This window comes from Rhizobium sp. USDA 3886, from assembly GCF_056279785.1.
In genome coordinates this window covers 3047501-3072512 of record NZ_JBWCDC010000001.1, presented here as the reverse complement: position 1 = coordinate 3072512, position 25012 = coordinate 3047501, and the positions used below count along the sequence as shown (strand labels likewise).

The window sequence follows — 25012 nt, the reverse complement described above, 5'->3', positions numbered from 1 at the left end:
TCGAGCGCGTGCATGACGCACGGCCGTGCTCGCCGTGTAGCAGGCTTCATAGGCAATGGCAACAAGGATATAAAGAAGTCTTTATATGTTTATATGAAGTCCGGGAGGCTCACATTTCTTCGCCGAACTTGTCCTGGACCAATTGATCCAATGCGTTCAAGGCTTCGGCGGCCTGGTTGCCGCACGCGGATACGAGAACGGTCGTGCCCGGACTCGCAGCAAGCATCATCAAGCCCATGATCGAGGTGCCGCCGACCGTCATGCCGTCCTTCGAGACAGTAACGGCAGCGTCGAATGTTTCGACCATCTGGACAAATTTGGCGGAGGCGCGCGCGTGAAGGCCGCGTTTGTTGACGATGAGCAGTTCCCGGGAATGCGAGGTCACGGCGGGGCTTGTGCTCATCATTTGCCGCTCAGAACGCGGCTGGCGACATTGATGTATTTCCGCCCGGCCTCCGACGCTTCGACGAGCGCCTTTTCCATGTTGTTTTCGCCGCGTACGCCGGCAAGCTTGATCAGCATCGGCAGGTTCATGCCGGCAATCACTTCCGTATGACCGCTGCTCATCACCGAAATGGCGAGATTGGAAGGAGTACCTCCGAACATATCGGTCAGGATGACGACGCCGTGGCCATCGTCCGCGCCAGAGACCGCCTGCAGGATATCCTGCCGTCTCTGATCCATATCGTCTTCGGGGCCGATGCAGACCGTCTCGATAAATTTCTGAGGACCGACGACATGCTCCACGGCATGACGAAACTCTTCAGCCAGCTTGCCATGAGTGACAAGCACAAGTCCGATCATGATTTAACTGCTCCCAATGGCATATAAACGGTGGCCCCAATATCGCAATGCAGCAATCGCGTCCACCGGTGGGGGCACATCTTGGCCATCAAAAGCCGAAGTGCAAGATAAAAATGCAGAGATATGGGGCGAATCCGCCTGTATAGCAGGCGCTATCGGCCTATGTCCGGTGCCTTTGCCATCAAAATCGCGAGAGGTACTGTGGCGTTTGCCAGCAAGCGAAGAGCCGGCAGCGAAAAATCTTCTGCGAAATGCGCGATGTCGTTGTCGGGTGGGAGGCGATTCTCGCCCGACGCACTGCCGGGCAGCACGGCGTAATGCATCGGGGCGAGCGGAGCGCTTTCGCATTTCACGATGCCGGTACCGCGCAACTCGATCAACCCGGAGATTGCGGAAGGACGTTCGGCAACGATCTCACCATCGCGTTTCGACAGAAATACCTGATCGTCGGCGACCAGCAAGGCGGCCAGCCCCATCCGTTTCGCTTCCGTGATACAAGTGAATGCCAGCATGGATTTACCCCAGCCCGAGGGGCCAACGAAGAGCAGACCGGTCCTGTTGATGACGATCGCCGTGGCGTTGATGTTGAAAGCCGCGCCCATCACGACGACATCGAGACTGCGGGCAGGGCGAGAATGAAGCGGGCGCCGAGTACTTCAGCCGTTTCCGCATCAACGATGTTTTCGGCGCGCAACGAGCCGCCATGCGCCTCCGCGATCTGACGGCTGATCGATAGGCCGAGACCGGAATTCTGCCCGAAGCCTTCCGATTCCGGCCGGTCGGTGTAGAAGCGCTCAAAGATACGGTCGATATTTTCAGCCTGGATACCTGGGCCATTGTCTTCGATGTAGACGATGCAACGGGACCGCGTGCGAAACAGCCGGACTGTGATCTTGCCGCCTTCATCTGGAACGAAGGAGCGGGCATTCTCGATCAGGTTGGTGATGATCTGTCCGATACGAAGATCATGGCCGTTAACAACGAAGCGCGTCTTGATCCCAGGCTTGCGTTCAATCGCGAACTCGATCTGCACGTCCTTGTTCTTATGGCGAATCTGTCTGGAAACCTCAACCAGATCGCTGAGGAAAGCCTCGAGATCGACGGATTGGGCATCGACACGGGCAAGCTCGGCATCAAGGCGCGAGGCGTCGGAGATATCGCTGATGAGACGATCGAGGCGGCGGACGTCATGTTGGATCACATCCATCAACCGTCTCTTGGAATCATCCGACTTGGCAAGCGGCAGCGTCTCCACAGCGCTGCGAAGCGACGTCAGCGGGTTCTTAAGCTCGTGGCTGACATCGGCGGCAAAACTCTCGATCGCGTCGATGCGGTCATAAAGTGCGGTGGTCATTTCGCGGAGCGCGATCGAAAGGTTCCCGATCTCGTCCTGGCGGGCCGAAAAATCGGGGATCTCCTCGCGCTCCTTCGCGCCGCGCCGGACGCGGATCGCCGCAGCCGAGAGACGGCGAAGCGGATTGGCGATAGTCGAGGATAGAACCAGCGACAACAGAACGTTGACGAGCGTCGCCACACCGAAGACGCGCATAATCGCCAGTCGTTCAGCATGGACGATGTTGTCGATGTCGCCTGCCTGCGTTGAAAGGAGCAGAACGCCGAGAACGGCGCGAAAACGCTGGACCGGGACAGCCACAGAGACGATCAGCTCACCCTTTTCGGTGGTGCGTACAACGGCGCCGCGCACACCAGTCAGCGCATTCATCACTTCCGGATAGATTGATCCGTCGCCGCCCGGCGCTTCCTTGTAGACCGGCAGGTTTCCAGGTTGCAACGCCTTGTTGAAAAGCGTCGTAAGCCATTCGCCCCAAGTCTGCTTCTCCTCTTCGACCGGCGGCAGATCGAAGCGCAAAACCTGGCCGCGCGAATAAAGATGGCGGGAATCGAGTAGCAGGTTGGCATCGGCATCGAAGATGCGGGCGCGCGTTCGCGTTGGCGAAATTAGCCGCCTGAGAACCGGTGCAACCTTTTCCGGATCGATAGGGAACTCCAGATCCTCATCATTCGGGACAGGCGTAATACTTTGCCCGGCCTGCAACTCGAGAAGCTTCTGCGGATCGATCGTGATCGAGTTAGTATCGACGGAAGCCGATGCCGAAACCGCGCCGGCAATGATTTCGCCTTGCGTGAGCAAGCTTTCGACGCGGGCGTCGATCAGCCCCTCGCGAAACTGGTTGAGGTAAAGAATGCCGCCGACAAGGACGAGCAGTGCTGCGAGATTGAAAAAGAGAATGCGGCGCGTCAGGCTCGAAAAGACCGCATTGCCGAAGATCCGGCGAATGATGGTGAAGGGATGCGACCAGCGCCTTCCCCTGACACGGCGGCCGCTCAAGCCTTCCGCATCATCCAAATCCCTTTCCTGCACCAACTGTGCCAACGACAGGCCCTTTCGGAGGGCGCGGCCGTTCCCGTCCTGCGGCCCTCGACAATACTCATGCGCCGCGCCGTCCGGCGTCAGGCTGCTTCGCGGAAGCGGTATCCCACTCCGTAAAGCGTTTCAATCATATCAAAGTCGGTATCGACCATCTTGAATTTCTTGCGAAGCCGCTTGATGTGGCTGTCGATGGTGCGGTCGTCGACATAGACCTGTTCGTCATAGGCCGCGTCCATCAGAGCATCGCGGCTTTTCACTACGCCCGGACGCTGTGCGAGCGAGTGAAGGATCAGGAACTCGGTCACCGTCAGCGTTACCGGCTCGCCCTTCCACGTGCAGGTATGGCGTTCCTGGTCCATGACAAGCTGGCCGCGCTCCAGCGAACGCGCAAGCTGGGCAGCGCCGGCCTTAGGCGCAGCGCCGGCGCCCGAGACGGCCGTTGCTTCCCGGCTGGAGGCGCGACGAAGCACGGCGCGGACCCGTTCCACAAGCAATCGCTGAGAGAATGGCTTTGTGATGAAATCATCCGCGCCCATCTTTAGGCCGAAGAGTTCGTCGATCTCCTCGTCCTTCGAGGTGAGGAAAATCACCGGCATATCGGATTTTTGCCGCAAGCGGCGCAAGAGCTCCATTCCATCCATGCGCGGCATCTTGATATCGAAGATGGCAAGATGCGGCGGGCGCGCGATAAGGCCATCGAGGGCCGAGGCGCCATCCGTGTAGGTTTCGACCTTGTATCCTTCGGCTTCCAGTGCGATCGACACCGAAGTCAGGATGTTGCGGTCGTCGTCAACGAGCGCGATTGTCGCCATGGTGTTCGTCTCCGTCATCTATGCGCATCTCCCGGAATTTTTGATGTCCCCAGGCCGGCCCCAACGACCGGATGCGCTTATGGAGGATAAAGGTGGAACAAATTGTGGCAAAGATAAAGGGTAGCATTGTCGCAATGATCAAAACGGCAGGACACAAGTGCTGTGATAAAAATTGATCCAAAATGCTCAGTTCAAACGATTTAAAATGAATAAAATAAATTTAAATCGATTAAATATTTGATATCATTATATTTTCTTCATTTAGCACTATTGCTTTTTAAAATTCGTCACCTTAGTTTTCCTCTCAGTTTTAACGGCGGGAGCCTTGGACGAAAGGAAAAGCCATGGAGACGTTCGGAATTCACAACCCGGCGATAGCGCTGGCGACGATCGGTTTGGGACGCGCAAAAAGCGTCCGCTATAACCTTGCCGCCGCCTCCCTTTATGAAGAAGCGATTCGCCGCGGTGAAGCCGAACTCACGGCCCAAGGCGCCCTTCGTGCTCTGACAGGACAGCATACCGGCCGCTCGCCACGCGACAAATTCGTCGTCCGCGATGCCAATACGGCCGGCGAAATTTGGTGGGACAACAACAAGCCGATGTCGCCGGAGCATTTTGCCTTGCTGCATCGGGATATGCTGGCGCATGCCGTCGGCAAGGAGCTTTTCGCTCAGGACCTGATCGGCGGCGCCGATAAGAACTACGCGCTGCCGACGCGTGTCGTGACGGAATTTGCCTGGCACTCGCTTTTCATCCGCAATCTTCTGATCCGTCCGGAGCTTTCTGCCCTTGCATCCTTCGTGCCGAAACTGACGATCATCGATCTGCCGAGCTTCAAAGCTGATCCGGAGCGTCACGGCTGCCGCAGTGAAACGGTGATTGCATGTGATCTTACGAACGGCCTCGTTCTGATTGGCGGCACCTCTTATGCCGGCGAGATGAAGAAATCCGTCTTCACCGTGCTCAACTACCTGCTTCCGGCAACCGGTGTCATGCCGATGCATTGCTCGGCGAATGCCGGCCCGGATGGTGATTCTGCGGTTTTCTTCGGCCTCTCCGGCACCGGCAAGACGACGCTTTCTGCTGATCCGTCGCGTACGTTGATCGGGGACGACGAGCATGGCTGGGGCGAAAATGGCATCTTCAACTTCGAAGGCGGCTGCTATGCCAAGACGATCCGCCTTTCGGCGGAAGCGGAGCCGGAAATCTATGCGACGACGCAGCGTTTCGGCACGGTGCTTGAAAACGTGGTGCTCAACGAACGGCGTGAGCCGGATTTCGACGACGGTTCGCTGACGGAAAACACGCGCTGCGCCTATCCGCTGGATTTCATTCCCAATGCCTCGAAGGCGGGCCTCGCCGCGCATCCAAAGACGATCATCATGCTAACGGCAGATGCTTTCGGCGTCATGCCGCCGATCGCGCGTCTGACGCCGGATCAGGCCATGTATCACTTCCTTTCCGGCTATACCGCAAAGGTCGCCGGCACGGAGAAGGGAGTGACGGAACCGGAAGCGACGTTCTCGACCTGCTTCGGTGCGCCGTTCATGCCGCGTCATCCGACGGAATATGGCAATCTCTTGAAGCAGCTGATTGGCCGCCATGGTGTTGATTGCTGGCTGGTCAACACTGGCTGGACTGGCGGCGCGTACGGCACCGGCAAGCGCATGCCGATCAAGGCGACGCGCGCCTTGCTGTCGGCAGCTCTCTCCGGCGAACTGGCCAAGGCAGAGTTCCGCATTGATCCGAATTTTGGTTTCGCGGTGCCCGTTGCTGTTGCTGGCGTCGAAACCAGCATTCTCGACCCGCGCTCCACGTGGCCCAACGGGGCGGCATATGACGTTCAGGCAGAAAAGCTCGTCTCAATGTTCATCTCGAACTTCGCGAAGTTCGAGGCACATGTTGATGGCGGTGTGCGCGATGCCGCACCCGGTATCAAGGCCGCTGCCGAATAGGCCACAAGGCATTGATGATTCACGTGAAACCCGGCGACTTCGCCGGGTTTTTCTTTGCATGTTTTAAAATTCCTGCCGATATGAGATAGAAGCGCATGGCTAGCGACGCGCTCTATATCAATGACAGGATTACCATCGCTGGATGGGAGCTGACGGAACAGTTCGTTCTGGCTGGCGGTCCCGGCGGCCAGAATGTCAACAAGGTTTCGACCGCCGTCCAGCTGTTCTTCAACATCGTGAATTCCCCCTCACTTTCCGAGCGTGTCAAGACGAATGCCACGAGGCTGGCGGGCAAACGCACGTCAAAAGAGGGCGTGCTGATGATCGAGGCAAGTCGTTTTCGCAGCCAGGATCGCAATCGCGAGGATGCGCGGGAACGCCTCAAGGAATTGATCCTCGAAGCCGCCAAGCCGCCACCGCCACCGCGCAGGAAAACAAAGCCGACCAAAGGCTCGATCGAACGCCGCCTGAAGGAAAAATCCGGGCGGGCTGAAGTGAAGAAGATGCGCAGCCGTCCTGGCGGAGAATGATATGCCGGAGCTTTCGAATGGCGTTCGTCATTTCCCCGAGTACCTTGACCGTGCCCGGCAGGAAGAACTCGTCGAAATGATTCGCTCCATCGTCGCCGAAGCGCCGCTTTTCGTGCCCGTGATGCCGGGAACGGGCAGGCCGATGTCGGTGCGGATGAGCAATTGTGGACCGCTCGGCTGGGTCACGGACAAGGAGCGCGGCTACCGTTATCAATCGACGCATCCGGTCACTGGCATGCCATGGCCGGCAATGCCGGAGGTGCTTCTCGACATCTGGAACGATGTTTCCGGGTACGGAAAATCTCCGCAGGCTTGCCTGATCAATTTCTATTCCGACGATGCAAAAATGGGCCTGCATCAAGACAGGGACGAGCGGGATCTGACGGCGCCCGTGGTCTCGATCTCTCTCGGCAACAACTGCCTCTTCCGCGTTGGCGGGCTTTCCCGCACCGACCGCACGAAGTCGATCAAACTCACCAGCGGCGACATCGTGGTGCTTGGGGGCGAAGGGCGTCTGTGCTTTCACGGCGTCGACCGCATCTATCCGGCGACATCGACGCTGCTCAGGAATGGCGGGCGGATCAACTTGACGTTAAGGCGTGTCGATACGTGAATCCGGCTAAAGTTTCCTGAGCGCGACCTGCTCGATAAGGTGGTTCTCGCCTTTGCGCAGGATCAAATCAGCGCGTGGGCGGGTCGGCAGGATGTTCTGCCGGAGATTCTTCAGGTTGATGTTGGCCCAGAGCCCCTCCGCGATCGAAAGCGCTTCTTTCTCGCTGATCGAGGCATAGCGATGGAAATAGGAATTCGGATCGCGAAAGGCGGTTTCGCGCAGACGCATGAAGCGTGTGACGTACCAGTTGTGGATCAGTTCTTCTTCGGCATCGATGTAGATCGAGAAATCGAAGAAGTCGGAAACCATCGGCACGATCTTGCCGTCGGCAGGAAGGTCACGCGACTGCAGAACGTTGATGCCTTCGAACACCAGGATGTCTGGCCGGTCGATGATCGTGTATTCGTTCGGAACGACGTCATAGACAAGGTGAGAATAAACGGGCGCTTTCACGTTAGGCTGCCCGGCCTTGATCGCTGAGAGAAATTTCAGGATGGCGCCTGTGTCGTAGCTTTCCGGAAAGCCTTTGCGCTGCATCAGGTTTTCGCGTTCGAGTACCGCGTTCGGATGCAGGAAACCGTCCGTCGTGATCAGGTCGACTTTTGGGCTCGACGGCCAGCGCCGCAGGAGCTCCTTCAAGATACGCGCGGTCGTCGATTTGCCGACGGCGACAGAGCCGGCGATGCCGATGACAAAGGGCGTTTTTGTCACGTCGGACAGGCTCAGGAATCGGTTGCGCTGCTCGAAGAGCAATTGCGATGATTCGACGTGTGAAGAAAGCAGACGCGACAGCGAGAGGTAGATGCGCCGGACTTCGTCGAGATCGACCGGATCGCCCATCGAGCGCAGTCTCGCGACTTCCTCGGCCGTTAGCGTGAGCGGCGTGTCGGCGCGGAACTTCGCCCATTCCTCGGAAGAAAAGAAATTGTAGGGCGAATAGGAATTCGCCTGGAAGTGATCGAGCGCTTCTGGCGCCCCAAGAATTTGCGTCGCGATACTCATGAACTCTGCCGGCTGGCCTTTTCCTTGAGACCGGATTGAGCGGTACGTCGCTCAAGTTCCGCCATTACATCCTGCAACGGAATGCCTGCTATCTTCAATACGACCAAAAGGTGATAGAGGAGGTCGGCCGTCTCGTAGGTAAGATTGTCGCGATCGTCGGTCACGGCAGCCATAACGGCTTCAATGGCTTCTTCGCCGAGTTTCTTCGCGGCCTTCTGCTGCCCGGCGGCAACGAGCTTTGCCGTCCAGGATTCATCCGGTGGGGCCTTCGACCGTTCGTCGACGATTTTTTCCAGATCGGAAAGGGAAAATCCGGTCATTCTGTCACTTTCAATCAGTCGAGGCGCATCGCGATGCCGTGCGAAGACATATAGTGTTTCGCTTCGCCGACGGAATAGGTGCCGAAGTGGAAGATGGATGCAGCAAGCACGGCATTGGCATGGCCATCCTTCACGCCCGCGACCAAGTCGTCGAGATCGCCGACCCCGCCCGAAGCGATGACGGGCACGCGGACGGAATCGGCGATCGCCCGGGTGAGTTCAAGATCGTAGCCGGCTTTCGTGCCGTCGCGATCCATGGAAGTGACGAGAAGCTCCCCGGCCCCGCGCGCAACCATCTTCTGCGCAAATTCCAAGGCATCGATGCCGGTCGCATTGCGGCCGCCGTGGGTATAGATTTCCCAGGCGCTCAAGTTGTCCTGGCCAACGGCTTGGGTGCGCCGCCGCTTGGCGTCGATCGAAACGACGATGCATTGGTCGCCGAACTTGTCAGCCGCTTCGGCGACGAAATCCGGATTGTTCACCGCCGCTGAGTTGATCGAAACCTTGTCGGCACCGCAAAGAAGTAGCTTGCGGATATCGGCAAGGCTGCGCACGCCGCCGCCGACGGTCAGCGGCATGAAGCACTGCTCGGCAGTGCGGGAAACGACGTCAAAAATGGTTTCGCGGTTGTCGGAAGAGGCCGTGATGTCGAGGAAGCAGAGTTCGTCGGCGCCGGCGGCATCATAGGCTTTCGCAGCCTCGACCGGATCGCCGGCATCAATCAGATTGACGAAATTGACACCCTTGACGACACGGCCGTCCTTGACGTCGAGGCAGGGGATGACGCGGGCTTTCAGGGTCATTGTGCATTATCCTTTTGCCGCGCCGCATTGATCAGCGCCAAGGCTTCCTTGGGGTCGATACGCCCATCATACAGCGCGCGGCCGGAGATGGCACCTTCCAGCTTGCGGGCGTCGGGCTGCAGCATGCGCTTCACATCCCGGATCGAAGCGAGCCCGCCCGAGGCGATCACCGGGATCGAAACGGCATCGGCCAGCTCCAGCGTCGAGGCCCAGTTGATGCCGGTCAGGATCCCGTCGCGATCGATATCCGTGTAGATGATTGCCGCGACGCCGGCACCTTCGAATTTCCTGGCAAGTTCGATGACGCCAAGCTCGGACGCTTCCGCCCAGCCTTCGACGGCAACCTTACCGCCTTTCGCATCGATACCAACGGCAACGCGGCCGGGAAACTGCTTGCAGGCTTCGATAACAAGCGCCGGATCGCGAACGGCGATCGTGCCGAGGATCACGCGGGTCAGGCCACGTACCAGCCAGCTTTCGATATGGGAAAGCGTCCGGATGCCGCCACCGAGCTGCACCGGGTTCGTCGTTGCCTTGAGGATTGCATCGACAGCGGCTCCATTGACGCTCTCGCCAGCAAAGGCACCGTTGAGGTCAACGACGTGAAGCCATTCGAAGCCCTGATCCTCGAAGGTTTTCGCCTGCGCGGCAGGGTCGGGGTTGTAGACCGTTGCCTGCTCCATATCGCCGAGCTTCAGGCGAACGCAGTGGCCGTCCTTCAGGTCAATGGCGGGAAATAGTATCATGTGATTCAGTCCTTGCAGGTTGCGCGAGCCTAAGGCTTCCAGCGCAGGAAATTGGTGATCAGGGCAAGACCAAGCTTCTGGCTTTTTTCCGGATGGAATTGCGAACCGGCCATATTGTCGCGTCCGACGAAGGCCGTCATCGGCCCGCCATACTCTGTCGTCGCAATGACGTCACCGGCGTTCCTGGCGGCCAAATGGTAGGAATGCACAAAATAGGCATGCAGACCATCAGACCCTGTCGGAATGCCGTCGAAGAGCGGATGCGGATGCTTGAGGTCGAGCGTGTTCCAGCCGATCTGCGGTATCTTGAGATCGGGATCGTTGGGGTTCATTTCGACGACGTCGCCAGGAATCCAGCCAAAACCTCGCGTCACCGTCTTTTCGAGGCCGCGTGACGACATCAGTTGCATACCGACACAGATGCCGAGGAAGGGCCGAGCCTTCCTTTCGACCGCGTCGATCAGCGCCTCGGCCAAGCCGGGAACAGCATCGAGCCCGTGGCGGCAATCGGCATAGGCACCGACACCCGGCAGAACGATGCGGTCGGCCGACGCGACATTGTCGGCCTTGTCCGTCAGGTCGATATGCGCGTCGATGCCTGCCTCGCGGGCTGCGCGCTCAAAGGCCTTCGTTGCCGAGCGCAGATTGCCCGAGCCGTAGTCGATAATTGCGACGCGCATTAGCGTCCTCCGTTAAACCCAAAGAGACCAAGCGAAGTCGTATTGCCATGGCGGCGGGGGGAAGGCGGATGTCGCTCCCATTCCAGCGCGGGCATGCTGTCGCCATCTGCATTGGTCTCAAAATTCGAAAAGTAGATCTCTTCTGCGGTCGCAAGCGAATCCGCCGTGATCACGGCTTCCTCGTTCCAGCCTTTGGAAGCGAGATTTCGGATCCGCAGGTTCTGGCCCTCGAAACCGGCCAGAATGCAGGTACCAAGTGTGATCGCAAAACCTGCCGGCCAGAGCCCGGGCCGATCCATAAGAACACCGCCCAGGCCTTGAAGCAGGAATGCTGCAATCGCATGGAGCCAAAGCCGGTGCGCAAGAAGCCATAGCCAGGGGAAAAGAAAGCCGAGCAGGGTGAAGCCGTCGCGGATGACGCGCGTCTTCTCATGGGTGACATCCGTTCCGCCCGGAGGCGTCAGAACCAGATAGCTGGAAGTCATATCGTTCAAGCTCCCTGAAGGGGCTCAGACGAGCGTGCCCTTCGTCGAGGGAACACGGCCCGCCTGCCTCGGATCGATCTCTGTCGCCATGCGCAGCGCGCGGGCAACGGCCTTGAAGCAGGTCTCTGCAATATGATGGTTGTTGGCACCATATTGGTTCAAGATATGCAAGGTGATGCCGGCGTTCTGCGCCAGTGCTTGGAAGAATTCGCGGACAAGTTCGGTGTCGAAGGCGCCGATCTTCGGCGCGCTGAAGGCGACATTCCAGACCAGGAACGGACGACCGGAAAGATCGACAGCAGCTTTCGTCATCGTCTCGTCCATGGCAAGGTCGACCGAAGCATAGCGAGTGATGCCGCGGCGGTCGCCGAGCGCTTTTGCAATCGCCTGGCCTATCGCGATCCCGGTATCTTCGACTGTGTGGTGATCGTCGATATGCAGGTCGCCCTTCGTTTCGATCTCCATGTCGATCAGTGAGTGTCGCGAAAGCTGGTCTAGCATATGGTCGAAGAAGCCGACGCCCGTCGAAATCTTGGCTTTGCCGCTGCCGTCAAGATTGACGGAAACGGAAACCGAAGTCTCTTTCGTCTTGCGGGAAACACTGCCCGTGCGGCTTGCTGCAGTATCGGCCATATGGCTGCTCCATCGGGAATGACGGCCGTTCCTTATCAGGCGTTCCCTAAAATATCCAGAAGCGCACCGGCAGAAAAACCCGCCCATTTGCAATCGGGATCGGCAAACTTACATAGGGCTCACAGGGCCGGTGAGCGGCTCGGCGTAACGCCCGCTGATCCGGGCAAGGATGTTTTGATGACAACGATTATTACAATTCGAAAGGGCGGCAAGGTGGTGATGGCCGGTGACGGCCAGGTCAGCCTCGGTCAGACCGTTATGAAGGGCAATGCCCGCAAGGTGCGGCGTATTGGCAAGGGCGAGGTCATTGCCGGTTTCGCGGGCGCGACCGCGGACGCCTTTACGCTGCTCGAGCGCCTTGAAAAGAAGCTCGAACAATATCCGGGCCAACTGATGCGCGCCGCCGTCGAACTCGCCAAGGACTGGCGCACGGACAAGTATCTTCGCAATCTCGAAGCCATGATGCTGGTCGCCGACAAATCGACAACGCTGGCAGTCACCGGCAACGGCGATGTTCTGGAGCCCGAGCATGGCGCTACGGCGATCGGCTCCGGCGGCAACTTCGCCTTGGCGGCAGCGCGTGCCCTGATGGATACGGACAAGTCCGCAGAAGAGGTCGCTCGCCGAGCGCTGGATATCGCGGCCGACATCTGCGTCTATACGAACCACAACGTGGTGATGGAAACACTGGATGCTGAAAGCTAAGCCTGTCTCGCGATATCGTTTCCGCGACGTCTGCCGAGAGGATCTCCCTCTTCTGGCGCAATGGCTTACTGAACCACATGTCGCGAGATGGTGGGGCGAACCTGCAACGGAGCTTGCTTCGATCGAAGAGGCAATGACGAGTAAGGAAACCCGGCCGATGATCGTGGAACTGGACGGAAAGCCTATAGGCTATCTGCAAAGTTACGATCCTCATCTCGAGGAGGGCCATCCCTATCGGGATCAGCCGAAGGGTACGCTCGGCATCGACATTTCGATCGGTATCCCGGAACTGACGGGCAAAGGCCACGGTGCTGCGATCATCCTCAAGCTTGCGTCCGAGCTTTTCGCAGGTGGCGCCAAGCGCATCGTGATCGATCCGGATCCTGAAAACGTTCAGGCGATCAGGGCTTACGAGAAGGCGGGCTTTCGCTACGTCGATATAAGAACTTCCATTTACGGTCCGGCCCACTTCATGGCACTGGACGCACCCGGAGAAACGGAATTACCATGACCACCTTTTCCCCTCGCGAGATCGTTTCCGAACTCGACCGCTACATTATCGGTCAGCATGAGGCCAAGCGCGCCGTGGCGATCGCGCTCCGCAACCGCTGGCGCCGCCAGCAGCTCGATCCAAGCCTGCGCGACGAAGTGATGCCCAAGAATATCCTGATGATCGGCCCAACCGGCGTCGGCAAAACGGAGATTTCGCGCCGTCTTGCCAAACTTGCCGGTGCGCCTTTCATCAAGGTCGAGGCGACCAAGTTCACCGAGGTCGGCTATGTCGGCCGCGATGTCGAACAGATCATCCGCGACCTCGTCGAGATCGGCATCGGGCTCGCGCGCGACAAGAAGCGCGCCGAGGTCGAATCGAAGGCGCATATGAGCGCCGAGGAACGTGTGCTTGATGCCCTTGTCGGGGCTACCGCCTCTCCTGCCACGCGTGACAGCTTCCGCAAGAAGCTGCGCAATGGCGAACTGGACGATAAGGAGATTGATATCGAGGTTGCCGATAGCGGCGCGGGCATGGGCGGCTTTGAAATCCCCGGCATGCCCGGTGCCAATATCGGTGTTCTCAACATCTCGGAAATGTTCGGCAAGGCGCTGGGCGGGCGTACCAAAAAGGTCCGCACTACCGTGAAAGCCTCCTACACCGATCTGATCCGGGATGAGTCCGACAAGCTGATCGACAACGAAGTCATCCAGCGCGAAGCCGTGCGTGCTGTCGAGAATGACGGCATCGTCTTCCTCGATGAGATCGACAAGATTGCAGCGCGCGACGGCGGGATGGGTGCCGGCGTGTCGCGCGAGGGGGTGCAGCGCGATTTGCTACCGCTCGTCGAAGGAACGACCGTCTCCACGAAGTACGGGCCGGTGAAGACCGACCACGTTCTTTTCATCGCCTCGGGCGCCTTCCATGTCTCGAAGCCTTCCGATCTCCTGCCCGAATTGCAGGGCCGCCTGCCGATCCGTGTCGAACTTCGTCCGCTGACCAAGGAAGACTTTCGCCGTATCCTGACAGAAACTGAGGCAAGCCTGATCCGCCAGTATCGCGCGCTCATGGAAACAGAGAACCTGAACCTCGAATTCACCGACGACGCGATCGATGCCTTGGCCGATGTCGCCGTCCATCTGAACTCATCGGTCGAAAACATCGGCGCTCGCCGGCTGCAGACCGTGATGGAACGTGTGTTAGACGACATCTCGTTCAATGCCCCGGATCGCGGCGGTTCGGCGGTGAAGATCGATTCCGCCTATGTGCGTGAGCATGTCGGCGATCTGGCGCAGAACACGGACCTCTCGCGTTTCATCCTGTGATATTGCCGCATCGGTCGGAACCTTTGCGGGTTTCGCGCCGGATTTCGGCAGTCTGAACTCTCGACAGCGGGCCTTTTACTACTTAGTGAAGGCCCGTTTTGTTTGTGGACGCGGCTTTATTCGGCCAAGATTCTGGTCCAGTCAGCGCGCTTCGCCATGAAGACGATATATAGCCAGAGGACGGAATAGCTGATCGTGCGACGCCTTTTGACATGCCTCCTGATCGCCGTTGCGGCACTTACATCCGTGCCCGCCCATGCGATGCAGGTCGTGCCTCCCGGCAACCGCAACGTCGAGCAGCCGGCGGTCCCTGGCGCATCGGTCCGCCGCACCAAGGGTACCAAGACGACCTTCGATCGCAAGTATGAGAAGGTTTATGAGCTACTCTCCACCGATCACGAGCTGATAAGCAAGATCAGGAAGACGGCGGCCGCTTACGGCATTGAACCCATCCACATCATCGGGGCCATCGTCGGCGAGCACACCTATAACGTCGACGCCTATGACCGCCTTCAATCCTATTACGTCAAGGCCGCTTCCTACGCCGGCGAGAGCTTCCGTTTTGCCTATGAAGGCGAGGATGTCGACACCTTCGTCGATCGTCCGCAGTTTGCCGAGTGCAACGGCAAGCGCGATTCCTATCTGCTCTGGAGCTGCCGTGAGGATGTCTGGGAAAGCGAGTTCCGCGGCAGGACCGTCGGCGGCAAGAGTTTCCCGAACAATCGCTTCAGCGCCGTGTTCTTCCAGCCGTTTTATGCCGGTCAAACCTTCGGTCTCGGCCAGGTGAACCCGCTGACGGCATTGATGCTCTCGGATCTGGTCAGCCGTGTTTCCGGCTATCCGAGACTGAACGAAAAGGATGCCGGCGCCGTTTACCGCGCCATCATGGAGCCGGATATCTCGCTCGCGTTCGTTGCGGCCTCCATCCGCCAGTCGATAGATGATTACAAGCAGATTACCGGCATGGATATTTCGAAGAATCCCGGCCTGACCGCCACGCTGTACAATGTCGGCAATTCGCGCCAGCGCGCATCGGCTCTTGCCGCGAGGAACCAGGTCGCAGGTGCGATGGTCTGGCCGGAGGAGAATTATTACGGCTGGCTGATCAACGACAAGCTGGACGAGCTTGAGGGCCTGCTCTAACGTTCGCCTGGCGGGAGGCTGTAATCTTCCGCGAAAGGCTTTGCCATGGATATGCGACCGGAACCGTTTGTTCCTCGCGCGCCGCTGCCGCGCTCCGTGCCACCGTCGCGGCTGGAGATCATCCGCACGATCTTTCGCAATCCCTTGGAGCTTTGGGGCGAGCCGTCCTACACACTTCCCTGGGTCAAGACCCGCTTCTTCGGCGACAGCACGATCATCGTCAACGATCCCGCCCTCATTAAATATGTGCTGGTCGATAACACCGCGAACTACCGCATGTCGGATATCCGCCAGCTCATATTGCGCCCCATATTGCGCGATGGATTGCTGACGGCTGAAGGCGAGGTCTGGAAGCGGTCGCGGAAAGCGGTTGCCCCCGTCTTCACGCCGCGCCACGCCAACGGCTTTGCCGCGCAGATGCTGCAGCAGTCCGAGGCGTATGTGCGGAAGTACGAGGCGGCGGGAAGCGAAGGCCGGGTATTCGAAATCGCCAGCGATATGACGGAGCTCACTTTTGCAATCCTTGCCGATACGCTGTTTTCCGGTGAAATCGTCACATCCTCGGACAGCTTCGCTGACGATGTGAACGCGCTTCTGCACCGCATGGGCCGCGTCGACCCCATGGATCTCCTGCGCGCGCCGAGTTGGGTGCCGCGGGTGACGCGGGTCGGCGGCCGGAAGGTTCTCGACAAGTTCCGCAACATCGTGCGCGAAACGATGGACGCCCGGCTCCGGCGCATGGCTGCCGATCGCGCCTCGGCGCCCGAAGATTTTCTGACTCTGCTGCTCGACCGAGCATCGGCGGGCGGCCTCACCAATGAAGAAATCGAAGACAATATCCTGACCTTCATAGGTGCTGGTCACGAAACGACGGCGCGGGCGCTCGCCTGGACGCTCTATTGCGTGGCGAACAGCCCGCATATCCGCGATGGGATGGAGGAAGAGATCGGCCGCGTTCTCGCAAGCGGCGCCAAGCCCGTCGAATGGCTCGATCTGATGCCCCTCACGCGCGCCGCCTTCGAGGAGGCCCTGCGGCTCTATCCGCCGGCGCCGTCGATCAACCGTGCGGCGATCGCTGGCGACAGCTGGACAGATGCCAAAGGCGAGAAGGTCGAGATCCATGCCGGCATGACGGTGCTCATCATGCCCTGGACCCTTCACCGGCATGAGCTCTACTGGGACAAGCCGCGCGCCTATATGCCCGAGCGCTTTTTTCCGGAAAACCGCGGCAAGATCGGCCGGTTCCAGTTCCTGCCATTCGGCGCCGGTCCGCGTGTTTGCATCGGCGCCACCTTCGCCCTGCAGGAAGCGGTCATCGCGCTGGCCGTATTGATGAGCCGTTTCCGCTTCGACGTGACGGAGAAGACCAATCCTTGGCCGGTGCAGAAACTGACGACCCAGCCCCAGAACGGTCTGCCGATGCGCGTCACCGCGCGCACTATTTCCTCATGGGCATAAATCTTTCGAACTATTGCAGAATTGACTATGAATGAAAGCGGCGCAAAGTGAACAGTATGTGAAAACGCCGCCGTCTGCGGGAGGAGAATTGCATGCGCCGCATTGAAAAGAACGGTCTTTTCGTCGAAACCGTCCTTCATGATTTCATCGTCAATGAAGTGCTTCCCGACCTTCGGGTTGATGCGGATGCATTTTTCGCCGGCTTTTCAGCAATCGTTCATGATCTCGCGCCGAAGAACCGCGAACTGCTTCTGAAGCGCGACCATCTCCAGCAGCAGATTGACGACTGGTACCGCAAGAATGGCGCGCCGACAGACTTGGATGCCCATCAGGCGTTTCTGCGCGAAATAGGCTATCTGCTGCCGGAAGGCTCTGATTTCCAGGTTTCGACCAACAATGTCGATCCCGAGATCGCCTCGATTGCCGGGCCGCAGCTCGTCGTCCCGGTCATGAATGCGCGTTACGCGTTGAACGCCGCAAATGCGCGCTGGGGCTCGCTCTACGACGCGCTTTACGGCACGGATGCCATTCCCGAAAGCGACGGCGCGGAAAAAGGCAAGGGCTACAATCCGAAGCGCGGCGAAAGGGTCATCGCCTGGGTTCGCGACTTTCTGGACGGCGCCGCTCCGCTCGAAGGCGCGCGTTGGAAGGATGCCGCTGCCTTTAAGGTGGACAGGGGCAATCTCGCGATCACCTCGACGGATGGCGAAAGACTGGCCCTCAGGGATAATCGGCATTTTGCCGGCTACCGAGGAAATGCCGAAGCGCCGACACATCTTCTCTTGAAAAACAACGGCATTCACATCGAGATTATCATCGATGCCTCGACGCCGATCGGAAAGAACGATCCGGCGCATATTTCCGATGTCTGGCTCGAATCAGCGATCACGACGATCATGGACTGCGAGGATTCGATTGCTGCCGTCGATGCCGAGGACAAAGTCGTCGTCTATCGCAACTGGCTGGGCCTCATGAAGGGCGACCTGCAGGAGGAAGTAACCAAGGGCGGCTCGACCTTCATCCGCAAGCTCAATCCTGACATCACCTATCAGGCGTCGGACGGCTCCGCCTTTGATTTGCATCGGCGCTCGCTGATGCTCATCCGTAATGTCGGCCACCTGATGACGAATCCGGCTATCCTCGACCGTGACGGTCGCGAAGTTCCCGAAGGCATGACGGATGCCGCCATTACGGGCCTAATCGCGCTTTACGATATCGGTCCCAACGGCCGCCGCAAGAACTCGCGCACCGGCTCGATGTATGTCGTCAAGCCGAAAATGCATGGGCCTGAGGAAGTAGCCTTCGCCGTCGAGATTTTCTCACGCGTCGAAGAACTTCTCGGCATGCCGAAGAACACGATGAAGATGGGAATCATGGATGAGGAGCGCCGCACGACGGTAAATCTCAAGGAATGCATTCGTGCTGCCCGCGAGCGCGTCGTTTTCATCAATACAGGCTTCCTCGACCGTACCGGAGACGAGATCCATACCTCGATGGAAGCAGGCCCGATGATCCGCAAGGGCGACATGAAGCAGGCGGCCTGGATATCGGCCTACGAGAACTGGAACGTCGATATCGGCCTCGAATGCGGCCTGTCCGGTCACGCTCAGATCGGCAAGGGCATGTGGGCGATGCCAGACCTGATGGCGGCCATGCTGGAGCAGAAGATCGCCCACCCGAAGGCCGGCGCCAACACCGCCTGGGTTCCCTCGCCAACTGCAGCGACACTGCACGCGACGCATTATCACCGGATCAACGTGGCCGATGTTCAGCGCGGACTGAAGGATCGCGCCCGTGCCAAGCTCTCCGATATTCTTTCCGTTCCAGTTGCCGCCCGGCCGAACTGGACGACGGAGGAAATCCAGCGAGAACTTGACAACAATGCGCAGGGTATCCTCGGCTACGTCGTCCGTTGGGTCGATCAGGGCATCGGCTGCTCGAAGGTGCCGGACATCAACAATGTCGGGCTGATGGAAGACCGCGCAACGCTTCGCATTTCCGCTCAGCACATGGCCAACTGGCTGCACCACAAGGTCGTCAGTGAAGCACAGGTCATTGAGACGATGAAGCGCATGGCCGCGGTCGTCGATCAACAGAATGCCGGCGATCCTTCCTATATGCCGATGGCGCAGAATTTCGACCGCTCGGTGGCCTTCCAGGCTGCCGTCGACCTCGTCTTGAAGGGCAGGGAGCAGCCGAGCGGCTACACGGAGCCGGTCCTTCATCGCCGCCGTCTCGAGCTCAAAGGCAGGCAGGCCGCATAAGGCTCATGATCAAACAAAAAGGCCACCGTAAGAAAATTCCGGTGGCCTTTTTTATACCGAATTCGCTTTCTAGCTTACTGGATAACGATGACCTTGGTCGCCTTGCCTGGGCGTACGCGGCTGTAAAGGTCGATCACGTCCTGGTTCATCAGGCGGATGCAGCCGGACGAAGCCGCGGTGCCGATGGAGGCCCATTCGGGCGTGCCATGAAGACGGAAAAGGGTATCCTGGCCTTTTTCGTTGAAGAGATACATGGCGCGTGCGCCGAGCGGATTGGTGAGACCCGGGCCCATGCCGTCCTCGACGTACTTTGCAATGTCGGGCTTGCGGACAGCCATTTCCTTCGGCGGATGCCAGGTCGGCCATTCCTGCTTCCAGGCGACATAGGCCGTGCCGGCCCATGCGAAGCCCTGCTTGCCGACGCCGATGCCGTAGCGCATCGCCTCGCCGCCCGGCAGGATGTAGTAAAGGTGGCGCTCGCGGGTGTTGACGATGATCGTGCCCGGACGCTCGGTCGTCTCGTAGGAAACAATCTGCCGGCGGAACTCCGGCTTGACGCGCTGGATCGGGATCGCGGGCAGGGCGTATCCGGCATCCGTCCTCACGCCGTAAGCATCATCGAAGATTTGTGCCGTCTGGACAGTCGGGCCGGCGGCCTTGTCTTCGAGGGAAGCGCGATTGGAATTGGTGGAGCAGCCGGCCAGAGCGAGGGTCGCGATCAGGCCGAACACAGGGAATGCATTGCGGATGCGCATGAATATCTCTTAGGATTGGCAGTGAGGAAACGGTCTTGGAACCATCTTTGATTATGGTTTATTTTCGATTAACTTCGTCTTTGCAAGATGCTGCAGTGCGACGAGACTTACCGGCAGCGGCAAATTAGAACCGCATGGTTTTTTTGCAACAACGGGCGATACGTCCTCACGGTTATCCATGACGATTTTGAGCGTTTACAATAACAATCCGTTAATAGATGGCCGGCAATCGGACAGAGCCATGCTCGTGCGCCGCGGAACTCAGATATTACTTCACGACATGCGCCATGCGGTTCTGCCTGAACTGCCGCTGGCGAGCGGCCGGCGCGCCGATCTGATTACCATTTCGGAAAAAGGCGAAATCTGGATCATCGAGATCAAAACCTCGATCGAGGATTTTCGCGTTGATCGCAAGTGGCCCGAATACCGGCTGCATTGCGACCGACTGTTCTTTGCGACGCACAAGGATGTACCGCTTGATATCTTCCCGGAGGAGTGCGGACTGTTTCTGTCCGACGGCTATGGCGCGCATATGATCCGCGAAGCACCCGAACATCGGCTTGCGCCGGCAACCCGCAAATCGGTCACGCTGAATTTCTCCCGCGCCGCCGCGCAGAGATTGATGCTGGCTGAATGGGCGAATGGCAAGCCGCTTGCCACCGACGATATCTAACAGCGGCTACTTCGGGGCGCGTTTTGCGAGAATTCGCTGTAGCGTGCGGCGGTGCATGTTGAGCCGCCGCGCCGTCTCGGAGACGTTACGCTCGCACATTTCATAGACGCGCTGGATATGCTCCCAGCGAACCCGGTCGGCCGACATCGGGTTTTCCGGAAGCTCCGCCTTCTCGCCCGGCCGTTGCGTCAAAGCTGCGAATACGTCGTCCGCATCGGCAGGCTTGGCGAGATAGTCGACGGCGCCGAGCTTCACGGCTGTCACTGCCGTTGCGATATTGCCGTAGCCCGTCAGCACGATGATCCGCGTATCGTCCCGGCGCTGGCGGATCGCCTCGATGACGTCGAGGCCGTTGCCATCACCGAGCCGCAGGTCGACCACCGCATATTTCGGCGGATGGCTCTTCGACTTGGCAACGCCCTCCGCAACCGATTCGGCGGTCTCGACCTGGAAGCCGCGTGTCTCCATCGCGCGTGCCAAACGTCGCAGAAAAGGCCCGTCGTCGTCGACAATCAAGAGGCTCGCATCGGGGCCAATATCGTGCTCGCCGGCGGCAAGGGTTTCGTGGCTTTGTTCGGTCATGGTCTTCGATCCTGGCGGTTTACGCCCACCTGATATTTGTCAGCTACGCATATCTTCATTATGCCGATAAAGTCATTTTGTCGAATTTGCATCGATGAGCATGCGCGGCCATTCGACACGGATACGCGCTCCTTCACTTTCCGGATCGCGGTTTTCGAAAACCAGCGTTGCACCGGAACGTTCAAGCAGCGTCTTGGCGATGAAGAGCCCGAGCCCGAGCCCGCCCGCAGTATCCTCTTTCTGCCTTTTGGTGACGTAAGGCTCGCCGATACGGGTGAGAATATCCGGTGCGTAGCCGTTGCCATCGTCCTCGATGACGATCAGAACTTTGCTGGGGTCATGTTCGACGGTGACTGTTACTTTCTCGCGAGCATAATCGACGGCATTTTCGATGAGGTTGCCAAGCCCATACATGATCGCGGCATTGCGCTCCGTCACCGGTTCACCCTTGCGCGGGCTTTTCTCGATCAGCTCGACTTCAATCGGAAATTCGCGATAAGGCGCAATGATTTCCTCCATCATCGAAGATAACGGCAGGCGCCGCATATGGGCATCGCCCTCTGCAGAAAGGCTCGTCAGCCGCTTCAGGATATCGCGGCAGCGTTCGCTCTGGCTGCGCAGCAGCTGCACGTCTTCGCGGAACCGGTCGTCATCCTTCAGCTCGCGCTCCATTTCCTTTGCGACGACGCTGATCGTCGCAAGCGGCGTTCCGAGCTCATGTGCCGCCGCCGCCGCCAGGCCATCGAGTTGCGAGAGGTGCTTTTCCCTCTGCAGAACGAGTTCGGTTGCAGCCAGCGCATCCGCCAACTGGCTCGCTTCCATGGAAACGCGATAGGCATAGAAAGCTGCAAAGGCCATGGTCGAAGCGATCGAACACCAGACACCGAACTGCATGACGTTGTGCACATTGATCTCGGCGCCGTTGAACCATGGAAGCGGGAAGGGCGAGAAAGCGAGGATCGTGATGCAGACCATCGCAAAGACGATGAGCGCGACGCTGTAGCGGATCGGTTGGGAGGCAAAAGAAATGATGACCGGCACGCAGACGAGCGCCGCAAACGGGTTCGCCAGGCCGCCGGTGATGAACAGCAACGCGCAAAGCTGCAGAAGGTCAAGTCCAAGCAGCGCGAAGGCGGCTGGTGGTTGCAGGCGATGCGTTGGTGGATAGCGGATCGTCAGAAAGAAATTGACCAAGGCAAGCGCTGCAATCAACAAGCTGCTTGTAACCAGCGGCAACGGGAATTTCAGCCAAAAGGCGACGATGAAAACCGTCACCGCCTGTCCGCCGACCGCGAGCCAGCGCAAGCGTACCAGCGTCTGCAGGCGCAGTCTGCGGCTGCTGTGGCGGTTATCCTGAGGCTTGCTGTTGGCGTCATCGACCATGGCCGGCTCCTCGCACTGCTTATGTACCACGCGGCTTAACGCGTGTCGTCGGCAAGGCCTCCTCCGGCCGCTCCGGCCACGGATGCCGCGGGTAGCGGCCCCGCATGTCGGCGCGCACGTCTTTCCAGGAGCCTGCCCAAAACCCCGGCAAGTCGCGCGTCGTCTGGATCGGCCGGTGCGCCGGCGAAGTCAGTTCGAGAAGAAGCGGTAGCCGTCCGCCGCCGATCGCCGGATGCTGCTTCAATCCGAAAAGTTCCTGTACGCGGATCGTCAGCAGCGGCTCCTCGCCGTCGTATCGGATCGGATGCCGCTGACCCGTCGGCGCTTCGAAATGCGTCGGCGCCAGCCGGCTGAGGTCGCGTTGCAACTCGTGCGGCACAAGCGCCATCAGCCCGCTGGTGAGCGATCCGGCGGGAATATCCGAAAGCCCTCGTGCATCGCTCTGGTAGGGCGTGAACCAGTCGTCCAGCCGTTCCAATAACGCAGCGTCGCTGACATCCGGCCATGGCGCGCCGATCGTTCGATGCAGGAAGCCCATCCGCTCGCGTAGCTGGATAGCCTCCTTGGAAAAGGGCAGGGCGTCGAGTCCCAATTGCCGTACGCCGTCCGCCAGTGCCGCGGCAACAGCCTCGCCCGTTGGTCGGGGCAGCGGCGTTTCATCGAAAACGATTGCCCCGAGCCTCGTCGCGCGCCGGGCGCGGATGCGTCTGGTCTGTAGATCGAAATAGGTCTGCTCGCCGGTCGTGATCAGACCTGGCAGCTCGGCTTCGACATCGCTGCGCGAAATCTCCGCCGCAGCCAGGATACGCGCTTGCGCCGCGCGCCCGGTCAGATCGGCGATCACCAACATCTGGCTGCCCGCCAGACGTTCCGTCTCCGGCAATTCGGCGCCACGGCCGTTTACCATCACGTATCGTCCCCGCCCGCCGCGCTGCAGGGCAATTCGATCCGGAAAGGCATGCAGCAGGAGCTGTCCGGCAAGCGGCGGCGCGCTTGAGGAAACCTTGTCGAGCCCGCGCGCCAGCCGTCCGGCAAGGCGCCGCGAAGCATCCGCCCTTTCGCCCTTTTCCGTCTTGAAGCGTCGCAAACGGTCCTCGATGTCGATGCTCGTACCGCCGAGGCCCTGTTCTGTCAGAAGAACGGCGAGCATCGCGGCTTCTTTTGCGTGCCCGCTTTCCCCGGCCGAAACCACCATGGCGGCCAGCCGCGGCGGCAGCGCAAGCTCGCGCATCGTTCGTCCGCGCGCCGTTAAGGTTCTATCCCCGTCCAAAGCTCCAAGTTCCTGCAGTAGCGCGCGCGCCTCCTTCAGCGTCGTTTCCGGCGGCTGGTCGACGAAGGCAAGCGATGCCGGATCCTGAACACCCCAATGCGCCAGATCGAGCACGAGACCGGAAAGATCGCTCGACAGGATTTGCGGCGGTGTAAAAGTAGCCAAGGCGGCCGTCTGCCCCGGATGCCAAAGGCGGACCGCAATGCCGGGCTCCGTTCTGCCGGCGCGCCCGGCGCGCTGGTCGGCTGAAGCCTGCGACACGCGCGTAGTCTCCAACCGCGTGATGCCGGTCGAGGCTTCGAACACCGGTAGTCGCTGCAGCCCGCTGTCGATCACGATCCGTACGCCGTCGATGGTGATCGAGGTCTCCGCGATCGATGTGGCAAGCACGATCTTGCGCATTCCCTTCGCCGGCGGCCGGATAGCCGCATCCTGCTCCCTCTGACCAAGATTGCCGTAGAGAGGGGCAATCAGCGTATCCGGTCCGAACCGCCCCTCAAGCCTTTCCGCCGTTCGGGTGATCTCGGCCTGTCCAGGCAGGAAAGCGAGGATCGATCCCGTCTCATCCGCATGAGCCTCGATGATTGCCCGTGTCACGGCATCCTCTATGCGCTCGCCGCCCGGCCGGTCCCGATAGCGGATGTCGATCGGAAAACTCCGGCCCATGCTTTCGATCACCGGCGGATGACCGAGGAGCATTGCGACACGCTCGACGTCAAGCGTTGCCGACATCACCAGAAGCCGTAGATCGTTGCGCAGCGCCGACTGCACGTCGAGCGCCAATGCCAATCCAAAGTCTGCATCGAGCGAACGCTCGTGAAATTCGTCGAAAATGGCCGCGGAAACGCCGGAGAGTTCCGGATCATCGAGAATCATGCGCGCAAACACCCCCTCGGTGACCACTTCGATCCGCGTCTTGCCGGAAATACGATTGTCGAGCCGCATGCGATAGCCGACCGTCTCGCCTACCTGTTCGCCGAGCAGAAAGGCCATGCGGCTCGCCGCAGCCCGCGCTGCCAGCCGCCGTGGCTCCAGCAGAATGATCCTGCCGTCATTGCGCCATGGTTGATTCAGCAGGTAAAGTGGCACAAGCGTGGTCTTCCCGGCGCCGGGTGGCGCGGAAAGAACGGCTCGTCCGCTTTCGGCAAGTGCGGCTCCGATTTCGGGCAGAACGTGAGAAACCGGAAGT

At 59.5% G+C, this 25012-nt stretch carries 26 protein-coding genes (1 of these 26 only partly in view); 10 read left to right on the top strand and 16 right to left on the bottom strand.

Features of this window, described 5'->3' with window-relative positions:
* Positions 1-109: 109 nt before the first annotated feature.
* From ACZ9BX_RS15715 to ACZ9BX_RS15695, 5 genes are all read right to left on the bottom strand, one after another.
* Complete coding sequence (locus tag ACZ9BX_RS15715; RefSeq protein ID WP_476220038.1) at positions 110-385, bottom strand: HPr family phosphocarrier protein; 276 nt, start codon at positions 383-385, stop codon at positions 110-112.
* Between the two features lie 17 nt (positions 386-402).
* The gene (locus tag ACZ9BX_RS15710; protein ID WP_011423437.1) at positions 403-804 is read right to left on the bottom strand and encodes a PTS sugar transporter subunit IIA; all 402 of its coding nucleotides are present in this window, start codon (positions 802-804) and stop codon (positions 403-405) included.
* A 152-nt stretch (positions 805-956) separates the two neighbouring features.
* Positions 957-1406: an HPr kinase/phosphorylase gene (locus ACZ9BX_RS15705; protein ID WP_476220036.1), complete on the bottom strand. Its 450-nt coding sequence runs from the start codon at positions 1404-1406 to the stop codon at positions 957-959.
* Complete coding sequence (locus tag ACZ9BX_RS15700) at positions 1406-3199, bottom strand: stimulus-sensing domain-containing protein (RefSeq protein ID WP_476218804.1); 1794 nt, start codon at positions 3197-3199, stop codon at positions 1406-1408. Before ACZ9BX_RS15700 ends, ACZ9BX_RS15705 begins: the two co-directional genes overlap by 1 nt.
* A 77-nt stretch (positions 3200-3276) precedes the next feature.
* Entirely contained in the window at positions 3277-4008 is a 732-nt protein-coding gene (locus ACZ9BX_RS15695; protein WP_210191275.1) for a response regulator transcription factor, read from the bottom strand.
* A 344-nt stretch (positions 4009-4352) separates the two neighbouring features.
* Between ACZ9BX_RS15695 and ACZ9BX_RS15690 the strand changes: the two genes are divergently transcribed.
* From ACZ9BX_RS15690 to ACZ9BX_RS15680, 3 genes are all read left to right on the top strand, one after another.
* The gene (locus ACZ9BX_RS15690; RefSeq protein ID WP_476218803.1) at positions 4353-5963 is read left to right on the top strand and encodes a phosphoenolpyruvate carboxykinase; all 1611 of its coding nucleotides are present in this window, start codon (positions 4353-4355) and stop codon (positions 5961-5963) included.
* Between the two features lie 95 nt (positions 5964-6058).
* The gene (gene arfB / locus ACZ9BX_RS15685; RefSeq protein WP_476218802.1) at positions 6059-6493 is read left to right on the top strand and encodes an alternative ribosome rescue aminoacyl-tRNA hydrolase ArfB; all 435 of its coding nucleotides are present in this window, start codon (positions 6059-6061) and stop codon (positions 6491-6493) included.
* 1 nt (position 6494) lies between these two features.
* Complete coding sequence (locus ACZ9BX_RS15680) at positions 6495-7106, top strand: alpha-ketoglutarate-dependent dioxygenase AlkB (protein WP_476218801.1); 612 nt, start codon at positions 6495-6497, stop codon at positions 7104-7106.
* A 6-nt stretch (positions 7107-7112) separates the two neighbouring features.
* On the opposite strand, the gene coaA is transcribed toward ACZ9BX_RS15680, so the two are convergent.
* The 7 genes from coaA to hisB are packed head-to-tail and all read right to left on the bottom strand — an operon-like array spanning position 7113 to position 11775.
* Positions 7113-8108 (bottom strand): type I pantothenate kinase, encoded by a 996-nt coding sequence (coaA, locus tag ACZ9BX_RS15675; protein ID WP_132561956.1) that lies wholly within the window; start codon positions 8106-8108, stop codon positions 7113-7115.
* Complete coding sequence (locus ACZ9BX_RS15670; RefSeq protein WP_086997502.1) at positions 8105-8428, bottom strand: phosphoribosyl-ATP diphosphatase; 324 nt, start codon at positions 8426-8428, stop codon at positions 8105-8107. Before ACZ9BX_RS15670 ends, coaA begins: the two co-directional genes overlap by 4 nt.
* Before the next feature lie 14 nt (positions 8429-8442).
* Positions 8443-9231, bottom strand: coding sequence for an imidazole glycerol phosphate synthase subunit HisF (gene hisF, locus ACZ9BX_RS15665; RefSeq protein WP_027513433.1), 789 nt, complete (start codon positions 9229-9231; stop codon positions 8443-8445).
* The gene (gene hisA, locus ACZ9BX_RS15660; protein ID WP_476218800.1) at positions 9228-9977 is read right to left on the bottom strand and encodes a 1-(5-phosphoribosyl)-5-[(5-phosphoribosylamino)methylideneamino]imidazole-4-carboxamide isomerase; all 750 of its coding nucleotides are present in this window, start codon (positions 9975-9977) and stop codon (positions 9228-9230) included. The genes hisF and hisA overlap by 4 nt, the downstream gene beginning before the upstream one ends.
* Positions 9978-10006: 29 nt before the next feature.
* Positions 10007-10657: an imidazole glycerol phosphate synthase subunit HisH gene (hisH, locus tag ACZ9BX_RS15655; protein WP_476218799.1), complete on the bottom strand. Its 651-nt coding sequence runs from the start codon at positions 10655-10657 to the stop codon at positions 10007-10009.
* Positions 10657-11142: a DUF2628 domain-containing protein gene (locus tag ACZ9BX_RS15650; protein WP_476218798.1), complete on the bottom strand. Its 486-nt coding sequence runs from the start codon at positions 11140-11142 to the stop codon at positions 10657-10659. The genes hisH and ACZ9BX_RS15650 overlap by 1 nt, the downstream gene beginning before the upstream one ends.
* A gap of 24 nt (positions 11143-11166) precedes the next feature.
* The gene (gene hisB, locus ACZ9BX_RS15645) at positions 11167-11775 is read right to left on the bottom strand and encodes an imidazoleglycerol-phosphate dehydratase HisB (RefSeq protein WP_476218797.1); all 609 of its coding nucleotides are present in this window, start codon (positions 11773-11775) and stop codon (positions 11167-11169) included.
* A 177-nt stretch (positions 11776-11952) separates the two neighbouring features.
* On the opposite strand from hisB, the gene hslV reads away from it, so the two are divergent.
* From hslV to ACZ9BX_RS15615, 6 genes are all read left to right on the top strand, one after another.
* Positions 11953-12480, top strand: a complete 528-nt coding sequence (hslV, locus tag ACZ9BX_RS15640) for an ATP-dependent protease subunit HslV (protein ID WP_476218796.1) — start codon at positions 11953-11955, stop codon at positions 12478-12480.
* A complete protein-coding gene (locus ACZ9BX_RS15635) occupies positions 12467-12991 on the top strand; it encodes a GNAT family N-acetyltransferase (RefSeq protein WP_476218795.1) in 525 nt (174 codons plus the stop codon). Before hslV ends, ACZ9BX_RS15635 begins: the two co-directional genes overlap by 14 nt.
* On the top strand, positions 12988-14295 hold the full coding sequence (gene hslU, locus ACZ9BX_RS15630; protein ID WP_132561942.1) for an ATP-dependent protease ATPase subunit HslU: 1308 nt from the start codon (positions 12988-12990) through the stop codon (positions 14293-14295). The genes ACZ9BX_RS15635 and hslU overlap by 4 nt, the downstream gene beginning before the upstream one ends.
* 195 nt (positions 14296-14490) lie before the next feature.
* On the top strand, positions 14491-15438 hold the full coding sequence (locus ACZ9BX_RS15625) for a DUF1402 family protein (protein ID WP_476218794.1): 948 nt from the start codon (positions 14491-14493) through the stop codon (positions 15436-15438).
* Positions 15439-15483: 45 nt separating this feature from the next.
* The gene (locus tag ACZ9BX_RS15620; protein WP_476218793.1) at positions 15484-16896 is read left to right on the top strand and encodes a cytochrome P450; all 1413 of its coding nucleotides are present in this window, start codon (positions 15484-15486) and stop codon (positions 16894-16896) included.
* A gap of 92 nt (positions 16897-16988) precedes the next feature.
* Positions 16989-19160 carry a malate synthase G gene (locus ACZ9BX_RS15615; protein WP_476218792.1) on the top strand — a complete coding sequence of 724 codons (2172 nt, stop codon included), beginning with the start codon at positions 16989-16991 and terminating at the stop codon, positions 19158-19160.
* A gap of 74 nt (positions 19161-19234) precedes the next feature.
* Here ACZ9BX_RS15615 and ACZ9BX_RS15610 read toward each other — a convergent pair whose 3' ends face one another.
* A complete protein-coding gene (locus ACZ9BX_RS15610) occupies positions 19235-19915 on the bottom strand; it encodes a L,D-transpeptidase (RefSeq protein ID WP_476218791.1) in 681 nt (226 codons plus the stop codon).
* A gap of 178 nt (positions 19916-20093) precedes the next feature.
* Between ACZ9BX_RS15610 and ACZ9BX_RS15605 the strand changes: the two genes are divergently transcribed.
* Positions 20094-20588: an MmcB family DNA repair protein gene (locus tag ACZ9BX_RS15605; RefSeq protein ID WP_027513421.1), complete on the top strand. Its 495-nt coding sequence runs from the start codon at positions 20094-20096 to the stop codon at positions 20586-20588.
* A gap of 6 nt (positions 20589-20594) precedes the next feature.
* Here the strand turns inward: ACZ9BX_RS15605 and ACZ9BX_RS15600 are convergent, their stop codons facing one another.
* The 3 genes from ACZ9BX_RS15600 to hrpB all read right to left on the bottom strand — a co-directional run.
* A complete protein-coding gene (locus tag ACZ9BX_RS15600) occupies positions 20595-21170 on the bottom strand; it encodes an ActR/PrrA/RegA family redox response regulator transcription factor (RefSeq protein WP_027513420.1) in 576 nt (191 codons plus the stop codon).
* 72 nt (positions 21171-21242) lie between these two features.
* Positions 21243-22553 (bottom strand): ActS/PrrB/RegB family redox-sensitive histidine kinase, encoded by a 1311-nt coding sequence (locus tag ACZ9BX_RS15595; protein ID WP_476218790.1) that lies wholly within the window; start codon positions 22551-22553, stop codon positions 21243-21245.
* Between the two features lie 19 nt (positions 22554-22572).
* Positions 22573-25012 carry the 3' portion of an ATP-dependent helicase HrpB gene (hrpB, locus tag ACZ9BX_RS15590; protein WP_476218789.1) on the bottom strand. 17 nt of this gene lie beyond the right edge of the window, so 2440 of the gene's 2457 nt are visible here — the last part of the coding sequence; its start codon lies beyond the right edge, outside the window; it ends in the stop codon at positions 22573-22575.